General features: G+C 56.6%; 15 protein-coding genes and 1 pseudogene. 9 read left to right on the top strand and 7 right to left on the bottom strand.

The window, feature by feature from the left end; translation table 11 throughout:
- The first annotated feature begins 13 nt into the window (after positions 1-13).
- Complete coding sequence (locus tag I6I12_RS09520) at positions 14-523, top strand: ThiF family adenylyltransferase (protein WP_234288118.1); 510 nt, start codon at positions 14-16, stop codon at positions 521-523.
- Positions 520-1,884 carry an MFS transporter gene (locus I6I12_RS09515; RefSeq protein ID WP_200288030.1) on the top strand — a complete coding sequence of 455 codons (1,365 nt, stop codon included), beginning with the start codon at positions 520-522 and terminating at the stop codon, positions 1,882-1,884. Before I6I12_RS09520 ends, I6I12_RS09515 begins: the two co-directional genes overlap by 4 nt.
- A 350-nt stretch (positions 1,885-2,234) precedes the next feature.
- On the opposite strand, the gene I6I12_RS09510 is transcribed toward I6I12_RS09515, so the two are convergent.
- Entirely contained in the window at positions 2,235-2,567 is a 333-nt protein-coding gene (locus I6I12_RS09510; protein WP_234288117.1) for a response regulator transcription factor, read from the bottom strand.
- Here I6I12_RS09510 and I6I12_RS12185 point away from each other — a divergent pair.
- The 5 genes from I6I12_RS12185 (at position 2,524) to I6I12_RS12155 (ending at position 4,988) form a co-directional block, all read left to right on the top strand.
- Complete coding sequence (locus tag I6I12_RS12185) at positions 2,524-2,835, top strand: class III lanthionine synthetase LanKC N-terminal domain-containing protein (RefSeq protein WP_489884470.1); 312 nt, start codon at positions 2,524-2,526, stop codon at positions 2,833-2,835. The two genes, I6I12_RS09510 and I6I12_RS12185, sit on opposite strands and share 44 nt — an antisense overlap.
- Positions 2,836-2,910: 75 nt before the next feature.
- Complete coding sequence (locus I6I12_RS09505) at positions 2,911-3,174, top strand: hypothetical protein (protein WP_200289077.1); 264 nt, start codon at positions 2,911-2,913, stop codon at positions 3,172-3,174.
- On the top strand, positions 3,174-3,767 hold the full coding sequence (locus I6I12_RS09500) for a recombinase family protein (protein ID WP_200288028.1): 594 nt from the start codon (positions 3,174-3,176) through the stop codon (positions 3,765-3,767). The genes I6I12_RS09505 and I6I12_RS09500 overlap by 1 nt, the downstream gene beginning before the upstream one ends.
- 396 nt (positions 3,768-4,163) lie before the next feature.
- Positions 4,164-4,640 carry a hypothetical protein gene (locus I6I12_RS09495; protein WP_200288026.1) on the top strand — a complete coding sequence of 159 codons (477 nt, stop codon included), beginning with the start codon at positions 4,164-4,166 and terminating at the stop codon, positions 4,638-4,640.
- 3 nt (positions 4,641-4,643) lie between these two features.
- Positions 4,644-4,988: a pentapeptide repeat-containing protein gene (locus I6I12_RS12155; RefSeq protein ID WP_049358518.1), complete on the top strand. Its 345-nt coding sequence runs from the start codon at positions 4,644-4,646 to the stop codon at positions 4,986-4,988.
- Between the two features lie 161 nt (positions 4,989-5,149).
- On the opposite strand, the gene I6I12_RS09485 is transcribed toward I6I12_RS12155, so the two are convergent.
- On the bottom strand, positions 5,150-5,413 hold the full coding sequence (locus tag I6I12_RS09485; protein WP_200288024.1) for a hypothetical protein: 264 nt from the start codon (positions 5,411-5,413) through the stop codon (positions 5,150-5,152).
- Positions 5,414-5,602: 189 nt separating this feature from the next.
- Here I6I12_RS09485 and I6I12_RS09480 point away from each other — a divergent pair, with 189 nt between their 5' ends.
- Together I6I12_RS09480 and I6I12_RS12085 are read left to right on the top strand one after the other, a co-directional pair.
- The gene (locus I6I12_RS09480) at positions 5,603-6,085 is read left to right on the top strand and encodes a YjdF family protein (protein WP_200288022.1); all 483 of its coding nucleotides are present in this window, start codon (positions 5,603-5,605) and stop codon (positions 6,083-6,085) included.
- Between the two features lie 313 nt (positions 6,086-6,398).
- Entirely contained in the window at positions 6,399-6,527 is a 129-nt protein-coding gene (locus tag I6I12_RS12085; RefSeq protein ID WP_267908696.1) for a hypothetical protein, read from the top strand.
- 104 nt (positions 6,528-6,631) lie between these two features.
- Here I6I12_RS12085 and I6I12_RS09475 read toward each other — a convergent pair whose 3' ends face one another.
- The 5 genes and pseudogenes from I6I12_RS09475 to I6I12_RS09455 form a co-directional block, all read right to left on the bottom strand.
- Positions 6,632-9,715, bottom strand: a complete 3,084-nt coding sequence (locus I6I12_RS09475) for an N-6 DNA methylase (protein ID WP_200288020.1) — start codon at positions 9,713-9,715, stop codon at positions 6,632-6,634.
- A gap of 696 nt (positions 9,716-10,411) precedes the next feature.
- Positions 10,412-11,123 (bottom strand): annotated as a pseudogene (locus I6I12_RS09470) (IS6 family transposase).
- A 127-nt stretch (positions 11,124-11,250) separates the two neighbouring features.
- Positions 11,251-11,787, bottom strand: coding sequence for a hypothetical protein (locus I6I12_RS09465; RefSeq protein ID WP_234288116.1), 537 nt, complete (start codon positions 11,785-11,787; stop codon positions 11,251-11,253).
- A complete protein-coding gene (locus tag I6I12_RS09460; protein ID WP_200288018.1) occupies positions 11,765-13,375 on the bottom strand; it encodes a relaxase/mobilization nuclease domain-containing protein in 1,611 nt (536 codons plus the stop codon). The genes I6I12_RS09465 and I6I12_RS09460 overlap by 23 nt, the downstream gene beginning before the upstream one ends.
- Positions 13,356-13,718, bottom strand: coding sequence for a MobC family plasmid mobilization relaxosome protein (locus tag I6I12_RS09455; RefSeq protein ID WP_200288016.1), 363 nt, complete (start codon positions 13,716-13,718; stop codon positions 13,356-13,358). Before I6I12_RS09455 ends, I6I12_RS09460 begins: the two co-directional genes overlap by 20 nt.
- Between the last annotated feature and the right edge of the window lie 137 nt (positions 13,719-13,855).

The raw sequence follows: 13,855 nt of genomic DNA, 5'->3' as shown, positions 1-13,855 counted from the left end.
GGGAGCGATCGCGATGAACGGGGACCGCCAACGGCTACGCGGGCACTACGATGAGGACTTCTACTGGGAACGCGTTGACCGCAACCTGGGTTGGCTCGGCGACACCACCGAGGAACAGCGTGAACGCCAAGCACGGTTGCGCGATGCCGTGATCGGCATCGTCGGCACCGGGGGCATCGGCGGTGCCGCAGCCGCCCGCCTGGTGCGCATGGGCGCACTCAACCTGAAACTGGCCGATCCCGACCACTTCGACCTGACTAACGTGCAACGCCAGTACGGCGCCGGGCGAGACACGATCGGCCGCAACAAGGCCGAAGTCGTCGCGGAGCAGGTCTTCGCACTGACCGGGGATGCCCACATCGATGTCTTCCCCGAGGGCATCACCCCGGACACGGCTGAAGAGTTCATGGACGGCTGCGACTATGTGATGGACCGGTCCTACCGGACCTGGGATCAAGACCTGAGCAAGCGCACCTACTTCGGCCACCCGCCCGCCGAGGCTTCGCTGGAGTCTCGCGTATGACCGCGCATCGGCGCACGGCGCTGGTCGCGACCCTCCTCGGTTTCTTCATCGTCATGCTCGATACGACCATCGTCAATGTCGCCCTCGCCGAGATCGGCACTGACCTCGACACGACGGTGGGCTCACTGCAGTGGGTCGTCGACGCTTACACCCTCGTGTTCGCCGCGTTCCTTCTCACAGCTGGGGCCGCATGCGACCGTCTCGGGGCCCGCAGGGTCTACCTCGCTGGCCTGGTGGTCTTTGCTGTACTCTCGGCCGTGTGCGCCCTCGCTCCCACAGGCGGGTTCCTCGTCGCTGGTCGCGCCGTCCAGGGCGTGGGCGCGGCAGCGATCGTGCCGGGCTCTCTGGCATTGCTGTCGGCTGTGTACGACGATCCGAAGGAACGAGCACGCGCCATCGGGCTGTGGGGCGGCGCAGGAGGTGTTGCCGCCGCGATCGGACCGGTCCTGGGCGGAGCGCTGGTGTCGACGATCGGGTGGCGGGCGGTGTTCTGGGTCAACCTCCCCATCGTCGCTATCGGCTGTCTGCTCACCTTGTGGGCAATTCCCGCGCTCACGGGCAGTCGCGCGAGACGGGTGGACCTACCCGGACAGGTGCTCTCCGTGCTCACGCTGGTGGCAGTAACCTATGCAGTCATCACCGCAGGCGAACACGGATGGTCACCCTGGCAGGTAGCCGCGCTGATCGCCGGGGGCGTCTTCCTCGCCCTGTTCATCATCGCAGAGCGACGACACCCGGACCCGATGCTGCCGATGGCCTCGTTCACTCGTGCCCGGTTCTCCGTGGCCGCAATGGTAGGGCTCGCGCTCAACATCAGCTTCTTCGGACAACTCTTCGTGCTCTCCCTCTTCTTCCAGCAGTACCTGGGATACGAGCCGTGGCTGGCAGGCCTCGCGCTGGCACCACAGGCGTGCAGCGCCGTGGTCGCGTCACCGCTGGGCGGCCGTGCCGTCGCCCGGTGGGGCGCGTTCCCCACCATGCTCACCGGCCTGGTAGTCGGCACGATCGGCTTCAGCAGCCTCGTGCTGCTCACCGCAGAAACCCCTTACGTGGTGGTCGCGGTGTTGACCTTCACAGCTGGATTCGGGATGGCCTTCGCGATGCCGGCCGCGACCTCGGCCGCAGTGGCCTCGGCCCCGCCGGAACATGTCGGCATTGCAGGAGGAGTCATCAATGCCGCCCGCCAGACCGGCAGCGTCGTCGGCGTCGCAGTCTTCGGCGAAATGGTCGCCAGTGGAGCGTTCCTCACAGGCTTCCACACAGCCGTCGCGGTCGCCGGTGGAGTCTTCGGTGCCGCAGCGCTCGTAGTTACTGCCACCATCATCAGTCACCTACAGGAGCCAGTTACACCTGAAGTTTAGAATCATTGTGTGATGAAGCACCATCGGAGGAGGTCGAAGAAGCCGCCAGTCGAACGCGTACTGTGCTCCGAAACTGGTAAACGCGAATACGAGCACTATGATGACGCCGTGCATGTAGCACTGAAACGGTCGCGACGGGCAGGGCCGCTGCGGATCTACGAATGCCCCTCGTGCGGGTCGTGGCACCTAACCAAGCGCCCTGACTGGGGCAAACCACCGGCGAACTAATGACACTGTACGGGTCTGTCTCGGCGAGGAACGCTCCGGAGCGCGTCTTTCCTGGACGCTCCAGGAGTTTCGTTCTCATGCATAGGCAGCCGAGGCGCGCTGCAAGGCTTGTAGCCCTGAGGTCAGTCGCCTAGGGCTTTGTACAACGTGAGGGCCAAGGCTGTGCGGTCTCTCGCATCGAGTTTCCGCAGGAGGGCCGAAACATGGTTCTTGACGGTTCCTTCGGCGAGAACAAGAGTTTCGGCGATCTCGGGGTTCGTCAGCCCACGGGCGACGAGTTCGGCCACTATGCGTTCACCGCGAGTGAGTATCGCCAGAGGCTCATCTCGGGAGTCTTTAGTTCGCATCGCTGCCTTCGCGACGCGCGGATCGATCACCATCCCACCGTCAATTACCGCATGCAATGCAGCTGTGAGTCCCTCGACAGATGTGTCTTTCGCGGGGAAGTTCCTCACTGTCTATCCCAGCTCCGACGAGGAGTTCGCATTCGCTCTCGACGAACTTAACGGTCTCCTCGCTGGAGGTGAAGGACCGTATATCCTCTCAGACAAGCGATGGAGATCAGGGCCTGTCTACTTCCGATACGGTGCCTTCGTCCCGCCATCCGATGACGCACCCTTCGTCTCAACGTTGATCGACCCTGAAGGCAACGAAGTCGAAGATCCACGTCGGCCCACGTACACCCTATTGTTACGCCGGTCTGGGGCAGAGTGTTTCCTGTAAAATAGGGTCATTCCTAGCATTGTTTTACATGTGCATAGTGGGGTCTAGGCCTTATGTTTACAGAAAGTGGTGAGTATGGTGTTGTCGCCTGATGGTTTCCATATTGAAAGTCATATTGACGAAGTGCCCGCGTTGGCGCGGGTGAAAGATCTGCATGGTGGACTTTCGTCGGGGCAGCAGGCGTTGGGCAGGATTGTGAAGTCTTTACTTGCTGACGCTGACGCTGACGCTCTCGACGGCATTCAGCTTTATGCCCTCACGGATGCAATTGAGTCGTATCGTGATGCGGTCATAGAACAGGAGAATGCTGCCTTTACGCCCTCGCGGGGCGAAGACTAATGGCCAAAAGCTCTGGTTCGCGTGGGCAGCGGGTGGGCTATATCCGTGTCTCGACGGTGGAGCAGAATAATCAGCGCCAGAAAGAACTACTCAATGCTTCTGGCAGGATTGACCGGTTCTTTGAAGATAAAATTTCCGGCCGCACCAAGACTGCGCGCCCAGGGCTGGGTGAGTGTATGGCGTATGTGCGCGACGGTGACGAACTCGTCGTCTCATCGATTGACCGCCTCGCCCGATCGCTGACGGATCTGCGCGGGATTGTCGATGAACTTACCGGCAAAGGTGTAACTGTTACTTTCCTGCATGAGAATCTCGCGTTTGCGAAAGACACCACGGATCCACGCGCGGATTTAATGCTCGGTATTTTGGGTTCGTTTGCGGAGTTTGAGCGGGCCATTATCCGCGAGCGGCAGGCGGAGGGGATTGCGCTGGCGAAAAAGGCAGGCAAGTACAAAGGCCGCAAACCAGCTCTAAGCACAGAACAGGTAGCGGAGATTAAGCGGCGCACACTGGCGGGGGAGTCGAAAGCAGCCTTGGCGCGGGAATTCGGGGTGACTCGCCCTACGGTGTATCGGGCGTTGAAAAACGCCTAGGGCGGTGCAGTCGTATCGGTAAATCTGCGCACCTGTCAGTCCCGCCATACGGCAGAAAATACGCTAAAACACCCTCTTGGCACATGCCCGATATGTAGGGAAGTTATTCCGCACAGATTGTTCTCCTGTTACGAAACTCTCGCGATACAGATTGGCCACTCATCCAGTTTGTATTTCATATCACGCATATGAGCATTCCCTTCGTTAATTAGAGAAGGTACTTTTAGGATAAGTAATTTTCTACGAGTGGGAGACTCTATCATGCGGAAATACTGGACCAAAAACGCACTAGGCAAGACAATGGCTGCTCTACTTCTAATGGCTAATTTGTCTTAACCAGCTGCCAATGCATCTACCTCTGCCCCTACAGAAGATTTCGGGGTAATCCCAGGAACAGTGGAAAGCTATGACTCTACAGCGGAGGAAATCTTGTCAGAAGCTGCCGCTTCGAAGAACTTCGACACTTCTGTCGACTCGGAATTATCTTTCTTTGGAAATAAAGGCCCTTACACTATCGTGTCGCAGTGGACGGATAAGAATGGAAAGCTGGTTTACCTTCGGGAGAAGGCTCGGGCGAAAAACCAGAACAAACACGGTCTATCCATTCGTGCTTCACAAGCTTCAACAAAATATGCGCCAAAAATTAAGCGCTCCGGCGACCGCTATGAATATCGCCTGCCCATGGATCATATTTCCTGCTCAGGTTGGGGACCTTTTAAGAAGTGCCGGAAAGTTGAAACCACAGACATATTAACGGTGGTTGGTTTCAACAAGATAAGGGACGGCAAACCTTACGGAGTTGTAACCACCCACTGCCTTGGCTACCAAGGCCGTTGCCCGCAATGGATTATCAATTCACCGCAGATTAAATAGCAAATGTACAAAACGATGCCTCAATCGTGGGCCACGGAGCTCGCTGGGAAAGACATTTCCGGGAAAGATATGTCCAACTATGACCTGACGGATATCAATCTCGAAGGAAGCATATGCAAAGGATGCTCGTTTCGCGGCTCCATGGTGGCATGGGCTAACTTGAAATCGGCAGATTTCACCGACGCAGATTTTACGAACGCAATTCTTAGCGAGTCAGACCTTCGTGGAGCGACATTAACGCGCGCGAATTTTACGAACGCATATCTGGTACCTGTTACCGCCAGTCCAAGGCAATTCTCTGAATGTACAGGTTTGGATGCAAGTAATGCGATACTTTATAGCCCCTGATTGCGCCTACACGAATTCCGTTCAAGCCCTACGGTGTATCGGGCGTTGAAAAACGCATAGCTACCGCTGTGGGGCGGGTGAATATACGCCCCACAGCGCTTGCCATATGTTTAACCATATGGCAATACATATGTTTTAGCATATGTACGACAGAACTATCTCTACCTGCTTATCCTTTCAGATAGACCGGCGGCAAACATGAGAACCCACAAGGCCAGCAAGCCGAGGGACACGATAAGTGCGGTAACAATTAACGGCAGCTCCGCGAGGGTGAAGATGAGATAAGCACCCAGGATCATTACCGCGCTGGTTCCGCCTCCAATCGCAGCGAAGCGCATACGGTTTTGCGGCTGTTCGCGGCGGACGGTCTGGACGGCCAGGACGGCGGCACACACCAATGCAGCCAGGACGATGATTATATACATTCCTCTTCTCCTTTCTCGGGCTGGCGCTCATCTTATCGGGAGGGCGCGCACGGCTTGTGTACTGCACAAGAGTTAGGGTGTGTTAGTGTTACCTCTCGTAAGATCCTGATGCGCAAAACGCACAGTCTCAGTAGGAAGTCTGAGCGATAGCACTAGCTAGTGCTATCCGTCGCTTTAGCTCTTGCTCTCATGAAAGCTAAGGAATCCAGCGTCGTCAGGTCCGCTTTAGCGTACCTGGAGACAACTTTGCCTGCTCAATTCACCCTTTTCCACGATGGTCAATTTTGGTGCGGAGTCTACGAGACTTCCAGCAACAACCAGCTCCGCGCCGTCCGTGTAGTTTTCGGTCCAGAACCTAATAATGCCGAACTCTATGAGTGGTTACTCGTCAATGGTTCTTCCCTAGTCAAACGGGCCCATCGTTCCGTACCTATACCTGGCGCTATTGAAGAGCCACAGCGAGGAAATCCCAAACGCCTGCAGCGGAAAGTCAATAAGGAGCAACGCAAGACCGCAGGGGTGTCCTCGAAAGCCCAAGAAGCAACAAAATTAAATTTCGAATTAGCTAACGCAAACAAGAAGAAAGCTTCGCGGATCGCTCGGCGCGAAGAAGCACAACGGAAATTTCAGATCCGTGCCGCTAAAAAGAAGGCCAAACATAAAGGCAAGTAACCGAAGGCGTCAAAGCGAAGTTGCCATACTGCGGGAGTAAAGCCGCCTATCAAGCTATACGCAGTCGTCAGGCCTGCCTTGTGGCGCAACATATGTCCCGCCGTATGCCTCAACATATGCTTTAGCATATGTTTAATTACATATAGTTCTACCGAGAAATAAGAAGCGCTCCGCGAGAGGGATACGCGCGTTTCCCACTACGCGCATAAAGTAGAAAATCAGGTCTCTGAGGGCGCTTTTAGGCTTGGAGGAGATTTCTTCGAAAACGGGGAAACTTCCCGCGCGATTGGGTTTTATTCTGAATAATGGCGCTATGGATAAAGTGCAGAAGATAAAAATCGGCGTTTTGCTCGCCTTGGCGGTCATCTTCATAATTACCCTGACTGCTGCTTCTGTGGGAGTGCGTGTGAGGGCAGAAAACGCAGGGCGCCAGCCGGAGTAAGCGAGATACTGTAGTGGTAGTAGATGCGCCCCTTTTTCTTCTACAACCACCAGAAGACGTGGGGTGTGGGCGCGGCAGCTCCGCAGGCGACCACACCCCTTTTTCTAGTTGTCCTCGCCCAGAAGGGTTTTCACGGCTGTGTTCATTGGCTCGGTGATCCCGGCCTTGGCGAGAGCGTCGCGCACAAGTCGGCGGTGTTTCTGGAAACCGTAGGTTCCCGCGTCCACCCCGGCTGTGACTTCCTCGGCTTTGGCTGCGAGGTCAACCAGCTGCATGTGTAGTGGGTCAGCTGGGTCGAATTTCGGGATTGGCAACCGCCACACGTTCTTGTCGAAATCACGTCCGCCGAACAAACCACGGGACTGATATACCGCCACCAACTCGGTTGTTACCGGCGCGTTAAGAATCGCGGTAAGGTACCTCGCTTCTTCCTTGCCGTTAGCGGGCATCCAGTACAGCTTGTGTTCGATTACTGCTCGGGGGTCAGCGATTCGAGCAGCAGCGACAGTGTTTCCGGATGCGCTGTAGAGCACGCGGTGTTTGACGGCGTCGAGCTGTTTTGATAGCTTGCGCTGGTAGTCCAAGTTCTCCAGCAATGACAGCTTGGATTGCTTGGTTTTGTTGTCCTCCCAGCGTTGGGAGACGTCACGCCACCAGTCCCGTATGCCGTTGTCCGCGTTGTTGATCTGCTGCTCGTCCATCAACTGCTGTCGATCAATAGGCAATACGGCTCGCCACGGCTCCAGTAGGCCGAAGGGGACAAGCGTGGAGCCAAGGTGAACGTCGAAGATGTACCTGCTGGGCAGGGTCGCTGACCAGGATGGTTGGGACTTCCACGGTTCTTTTTCCAGCGAAGTGCGGTAGGACTCCACTGTGGTGGTTCCCTGGGAGCGGCCAAGACGAGAAGCTTTTTGATCCTGTTCCATGACCATAAACACCATTCGTGGAGTGATAGTGGCCCCCTGCGTTACGGTGGCGTTGTAATCAGAGTTTTTTGCATCCGCCGAGCTGATTTCAATGTTTTTCGCTTCGGTGACGGTCAATGCTTCGTAGGTGGCCGACCAGTCGTTGCGGACTCGCAGGCCTGACAGCACCTTCTTGGTGGGAGGGAACCCGCAAGCGGGTTCCTCGCTGCTCTTGGTTGGGTCATGAAAAGTATGCCTCGTGCCGAACACCACTGCCGAGGGGACGGGGAAGAACCCGCGTGGGCGCATCTTGTCCAGGTCCCAGGTTTCGGTGAACTCACCGCGTAGATACGTCCCCCATCGACCGGCCCGGAAGCCTTCGTAGGCTTTCCGCGACAGGACAGCCAGTGGAGTGACGAAGCCGAAGGTTCCACCGTCGTTGAGGTACTTGGCGACACTGCGGGTGATGAACAGTCCCACCAGGTCTTGTTGGGTAGCGACTTCACCGCCGTGCCATAGGTTGTAGCGGTTGGCGAAGGCTCGGTATTTCTCCTGAAGATCCGGGGTCATGTACCGGTAGGCCACCCACGGTGGGTTGCCGATGAGTACATCGACTCGCCTGCTGGGCATGGATAGCCACAGGGGGCGGACTTGGTTGCGGATGTAGAAGCCCCAGATACTGTCGCGGCCTTCGGCATTGAGGTCGCAGAGGGTAGTGAAAGTTTCCGCCAGTAGGCTGTAGTCCTTGCTGCTCGGGGTGATTCCGAACTTCTTGAGGACCGAATTAATCTCGGGTCGCGGTGCTGTGGGGTCGGTGTGTTCTTTCGCCCGATCGGTCATGGCGGTGACCAGCTGGTCGAAGGTGTCCGTGTCGCCCATTGAGTCTAGGGGGAAGGTCAGGGTGCGGGCGATGGAGAACAAGGTGGCGTTTTGAACATCGGCTAGGTCAACGCCTTCGGTGTTGATGGTGACGACGTTTGCCTCGTGGTCGCCGGGTTGGTACCACTGCATCGAGTCCCCCAGGTGTACCGGTACCCACACGTCCCCACGGTCGTGGAGGTGCTCGCCGAGCGCAAGCAAGTAGGTTACACGGGCCAAAAGTACGGACACCGGGTGGATGTCGAGGCCAAAAACGTGGCTTTGGACGTGCTCGACGATTGTGGGAGAGTCCCACCCGGAGGCTTCGGCGGCAGTGATAATCCGCCGGATTGCCTGGAAAAGAAACGTGCCTGAGCCGCAGGCCGGGTCGAGGGCGGATTGTTCCAACGGTTTATCCAGCACCTTGGCGGTGACACCTTCAGCCAACCAGTTGGGGGTGTAGTACTCGCCCATACCTTTACGCACATCGGCGTTGATGACCGACTCGTAGAGGATTTTCAGCGCATCGTGGTCAATGTCTGACCAGTCGAACATTTGAATGCGTTTCACGATGCGGGAGAGGTACTGCTGGCCTCCTTCGGCAAGAAGAATCCAGTCGAAGAAGCCGGACTCGATAACGTTGTAGATCCCGGCCTGCCGGAACTCGTCACCGCTAAGCAAGCGCTCGGGGTGTTGGAGCAGATCGTCGAGGGGAAGCTCCATCACGGCGTGACCGATCACGGAGGCTTCAACCACTAGCAGGGTGTGGTCGATGAACAGTTTGTCGTTGTCCGTATCGAAGCCGGTACCCAGCGCACTGCGTAGCAGACGTGCCCACAGGTCGCGTTTTAGTCCCACCGTGGGGTTGGTGCGAACTTGGGCATACAAATCCAGCAGGTAGGCCACGTCCTGTCCGTAGGCGGGGGAGGAGGCTCCGAGCAGGCTTTCGATGTTCGCGTGGGTGGGGGTGATGTTGCTCCGAGTAGCCAGCACGGCTTGGAGCCATTCAATAAGTCCGACCCCGGTTGCTCCGGGGGCAAGCTCGAAGGTGCTGCGCCGGGCGAAGGAGCCATCGGCGGGGGATTGCTCGAATAGCCACCAGGTTTTCCCGTCGGTGAGGATTCCGTTGTAGCGGGAACCATCCTGGCTCATGCGAGTGGTGACGTAGCCAGCGAGTTGGTCGATGTAGTCCGCGTCGGCGGTCTCATTGGTGAGCCGTTTCTTTACTTCGATGACAGTGGCGCCAGTGGCGATGTCGATTCGTCGGCGAGAACCGTCACCGACCTGTTCTTCCAACCGTGGGGTGTCTAGGTCGAAGTCGGCGGTAGTCAGCAGGGTCTTGATGTCGGACTGAATATCAGCTTCAGTGCGTCCAGTGGCGTCTGGAGACGCCAGGCGAGTAATTAGAGACTGTGGTGTGGTCATGGCTTTCTAAGATGGGTAGGTGAATCTTAGTTGTTGATTCTTTCACAACGCACCCGTAATAAGGATTGTTTGGTGGCAACCAAATCTTTGATTTGGGCGGCAGCCCAACGAGTCGCAAGGCGAGGCGGGAGTATAAACCGTAACCCACAATGTGCCGGTTCTGTTGGTTGATCGACTGGGGATATAGATTTACAGGGATATAATTATAAGCCACCAGGGAAAATAGGTAAACCCGCAGGTAAACCCCTGTGGGTAACTAGCAAGATGATGGTAGATCAGCGCAGCCTGACCTGGTCTTTTAATTTGTGATGGTAGATCAGCGCAAAGTGGTTTCAGGTAAAAAGAAAGCGCGCTGGAGGGCGCTAGTCTTCTGTGTTCTGTCTAGTCGAGTTCTGGACGAGACGGCCGCTGTCGGACTGAGGTGAATGTCTTGATCAACGTGACACCGGTCAGCATCGGAGGTAATTCCAGCGTTAGGCCACACACAGAATGTCATGAATGGCCTTCTTGATGTCGTTGCGAAAGTTTCTTCGCTCTACCGCAGTAGTCAATTTTTGTCGAAAAGTTGTCGGCGATCATATTCCAGGTGAAGGTGTCGGCTTCCCGATTGTTTTTAGCGGTGCTGTTGTAAAGTTGGGCGGAGAGCAGTGAAGACTCAGTTTCTCATTCCCTGATGGCCGCTGCGTGTGGGCGTTGTTAGGCCGTCTCGAAGACCTGGTTGACGATTACCGCGTCCGGGTTCGGTTGCCTGTTGGCAAACATCGTGCCTTGCCCTTTCCGCACTGAGTGCATCGCCTCCCATCCCTTTCAACGTCCGATATACAGATGTCCGGTTCTTAAACGCGCCTTTCGGCCCGAGGATCCGCTTCAGCCGACCATGGTCGCCTTCCAGGATGTTGTTGAGGTATTTCACCTGCCGGTGTTCCACTGTTGGCGGGCAGATTCCCTCTGACTTCAACTCGACGATTGCCCTGGCAAGGGAAGGTGCTTTATCGGCGTTGATCACTCTGAGATACCCGGCTGACGCATTGGATTTGAGGGCCTTGGCCAGGAAACACTTCGCTGCGGCCACGTTCTGATTCGAAGAGAGGTAGAAGTCCAGGGTCTGGCCACCGGCGGTGATCGCCCGATAGAGGTAGCATCACCTGCCGCCGACCCGGATATAGGTCTCATCCACCCGCCAGGAACTAGCTTGCCAGTCAGGTACCTGTCGGTACCGCCGTGTTTGCTTGTCCAGCTCAGGGGCGTATTTCTGGACCCAGCGGTAGATCGTGGTGTGATCGACCGGCACGCCCCGCTGAAGTCATCATTTCCTCCAGAGCGCGGTAGCTTACCCCGTAGCGGCAGTACCACCTACTGTCCACAGAATGATGCCACGGGGGAAATGACGACCGGAGAAGATACCCATGGCTGTGTCTATTTCACGTCGCCCTTCCTACTGCCCCAACTTTGCAACAGCACCAGAGAGAGCATAAAAGAAACGTAGCGGTTAACCGCTACGCTGTGTTGTGGGGCTTTTACTTTTTTACGGTGCACTAGTGGTTCGTTTCTTTCCTCGGGTGATTGCGACGATATTCCTCGACCAAGTGAGCAATACCCGGCGCAGCCTGGGACAACATCCAACCCATAAGCCCTATAACAAACCCTATAACGATAAGGGTGAGCAGCAGCCAGCCCAGTGTTGGGCCGATGCCGTTGGCCTCCTGGACGTGACCCCACAAGGCAGACACGCCGTCGGGTATGCCGAGCATACTCAGTAGCCCCTTCCCTAAGGCTCCGACAGCAACGAGTGCAGTAGCAACGACGAGGACACTGGCTGCAATCCACGAAGCAGACTGGCAAGCCTTGATAAAGTTCCTGTTCGACTTTTCCATGTCGTCGTTGTACTTTTTGCGCTCTGCACGTATCTTTTCCAGCAGCTTTTCGTTGGCCTCCTTCTCCTGGAGCAGGTCGTTGCGAGCCTTCTTAGAGGCTTTTGCTGCCTCGCGCAGGCTTTCAGACTCTTTCGACATTGCCTCAGATACAGCCACCTCTACCAGCGGTTCCAGGCTAGAAGTCAGGCTGGACGTCATCTGAGCATTCAGGCTCTGGGCTACTGCTTGGCTGGAATCCTTGTCGAGATGGATGGGGCTTTCGGCTGCTTTGAGTACCAGCTGTTGCATCCTTGTGAGACGCGACATCTGCTCGCTTATCTCGATTAGGTACCCTTTTACCCCCTCCAGGCCGTTGGGCAGATCCTCGATGTTCTTTATCAGACCCAGGATCATCTGCTGCACGTCCACCATCGCTATCTGGAAGTGACTGCTGCTCACGTAGTTCTTGTTCGCGGCGAGATTGCTTTTTACGTTCCTTAATTCGCTTTCCGCTTGCGTCAACCTCGTCGAGAAGTCGCTGGGTAGAGAACTGAGAATATCCCCTGTATTCTCCGGCAGACTCTTCAGTTTCTCCTGCAGCGTCTTGATAGACTTCTCCACCGTGTCCAGGCGCGGGCTGAGAACCTTCCAGGCGCTGTCCATCTTGCCCTGTGCTGCTTCTTTGGCTATCTGTGTAATCTGGGTCACTGAAACCATAATTGGGTTCCTCCTGTGCATAGTAGTTTTCCTCCTCGTCATCGAGGAGGCTGGAGCCGTATTTCGCCTCCAGGTCGTCATCATCGGTTGCATTAGCTTGAAGTGCTGCAAGCTGCCGCGCAATAAGGGCTGATTGAGCCTCGTTAACGCGCTCGGTCACGCCCTCTAGCGAGTAGCTGCGGCCCAATTTTGAGCCGGCCTTAGCTGCCTTACGCTTTCGAGTACGCCCGGCCTTCGTGGTGTTCGTGAAGTAGGCATCCTCTCCGTCATCGTCGACCAGGGCCACGGTTAGCGACTCACCCTCGGTTTTTGAGTTGGGCTGCACCTTTAGAGACAGGTTGTATTTGCCAGCAATCTCTACTGCCTTCTCCAGTGGGTCGCCAGCATCTGCCACCCGTTCATCCGCGCACAGCTCATCCATGCGCTTGCGGGCAAAATCAGCCCACGTGGCTGCGGTCAGCTCATCCACGCCCAGGCCCGTCGAGTCTGTGGACTTGCCCTCCTTGCGTGCCCTGCGCTCGGCAGGAAGCAGCGATATTTCCGGCTCCCGCTCCAAGGCACGCATCCCCAAATCGCGCATCAGCTCGTCGTTGATATTGCGCAGCTTGTACCAGTTGCGCATATCCCGAGGTGCAGCCTTCTTCGTCTGCGTATCGTGGTTGGCAAAGACGATATGGTTGTGGACACAGCCGCTTTTACTGTCGGTGTGCGTAGCTACGGTAAACGGAACTCCCGTGCCCTGCGTCAGCCGCATCGCCAGCTCTGAGCCAGCCGCATTAGCCCGAGCTACATCAGCCGGGTCATCCTTATCCAGCTCGTCTTTAGCCCACGATTGGATATAAATAATTGCTTCGTCAGTGCGCTGAGCCGGAGCATAACGCTCCATTTCTTCCACACTGGCTTCCATGAAGTCCACACCCGACCAACGGCCAGCTGTAGCCTGTGGCGAAAAAGATTCAGCGTTAGGTTGAACCGTGCATAAAGCATCAGCTCGCACCTCACCCTTGCGGGCATTGTCTGCCGTTCCATAGACGGCGTAGACCGTTGCCGCGCGGATGTCCTGGCTGTAGTTAATCTTGATTGTGGACAAAGTCCTTCACCTCTTTACGAAGAGAAGAAACCTCGGAGCCAATCGTCTCTACAGCCTCAGACACGGGGGCCACGCCGTCGATATTCGCGCGGCGAGCCAACTGGTTTAGATTGACGCCAATCCGCCGCAGTTGGTCGTTCATCTCGTCAAGGCGGCGCAGCGTGTCCGGGGCCAAGCGCTCTTGCGTCAGCACACTCTCCTCCTCTGCGAGGACGTAGAGAGCTTCCCGGAACACGACGGCCTTTTGCACCCCTACGACCCGTGCGACCTCCTCGACAAATCGGTCTAAATCCTTATCGAGGCGCACGGTGGTGCGCGAATATGTCGAGAACTTGTCTCGCATATCCACCTCCTACTTATCAGGCTTACTGTGGCAGGGTGGCCCCAACTGCTTGTCGCAGCCGGGGCCACAGTCTGTTTGTAAGGGTCACGCTTCTCCGGTGTCGGCCCCCTGAATCTGCTGCGCATCTTCAGGCGTAC

This window comes from Corynebacterium kefirresidentii (assembly GCF_016599755.1).
Taxonomy (GTDB): Bacteria; Actinomycetota; Actinomycetes; order Mycobacteriales; family Mycobacteriaceae; genus Corynebacterium; species Corynebacterium kefirresidentii.
Note: the sequence above shows the minus strand (reverse complement) of the source record. Positions and strands in the feature narration are given on the sequence as shown.

Coding starts and splice junctions, on each gene's coding strand:
- I6I12_RS09520 (WP_234288118.1), top strand. CDS start 14: ATGAACGGGGACCGCCAACGGCTACGCGGGCACTACGATGAGGACTTC.
- I6I12_RS09515 (WP_200288030.1), top strand. CDS start 520: ATGACCGCGCATCGGCGCACGGCGCTGGTCGCGACCCTCCTCGGTTTC.
- I6I12_RS09505 (WP_200289077.1), top strand. CDS start 2,911: ATGGTGTTGTCGCCTGATGGTTTCCATATTGAAAGTCATATTGACGAA.
- I6I12_RS09500 (WP_200288028.1), top strand. CDS start 3,174: ATGGCCAAAAGCTCTGGTTCGCGTGGGCAGCGGGTGGGCTATATCCGT.
- I6I12_RS12155 (WP_049358518.1), top strand. CDS start 4,644: ATGTACAAAACGATGCCTCAATCGTGGGCCACGGAGCTCGCTGGGAAA.
- I6I12_RS09485 (WP_200288024.1), bottom strand. CDS start 5,413: ATGTATATAATCATCGTCCTGGCTGCATTGGTGTGTGCCGCCGTCCTG.
- I6I12_RS09480 (WP_200288022.1), top strand. CDS start 5,603: ATGAAAGCTAAGGAATCCAGCGTCGTCAGGTCCGCTTTAGCGTACCTG.
- I6I12_RS12085 (WP_267908696.1), top strand. CDS start 6,399: ATGGATAAAGTGCAGAAGATAAAAATCGGCGTTTTGCTCGCCTTGGCG.
- I6I12_RS09475 (WP_200288020.1), bottom strand. CDS start 9,715: ATGACCACACCACAGTCTCTAATTACTCGCCTGGCGTCTCCAGACGCC.
- I6I12_RS09465 (WP_234288116.1), bottom strand. CDS start 11,787: ATGACGTCCAGCCTGACTTCTAGCCTGGAACCGCTGGTAGAGGTGGCT.
- I6I12_RS09455 (WP_200288016.1), bottom strand. CDS start 13,718: ATGCGAGACAAGTTCTCGACATATTCGCGCACCACCGTGCGCCTCGAT.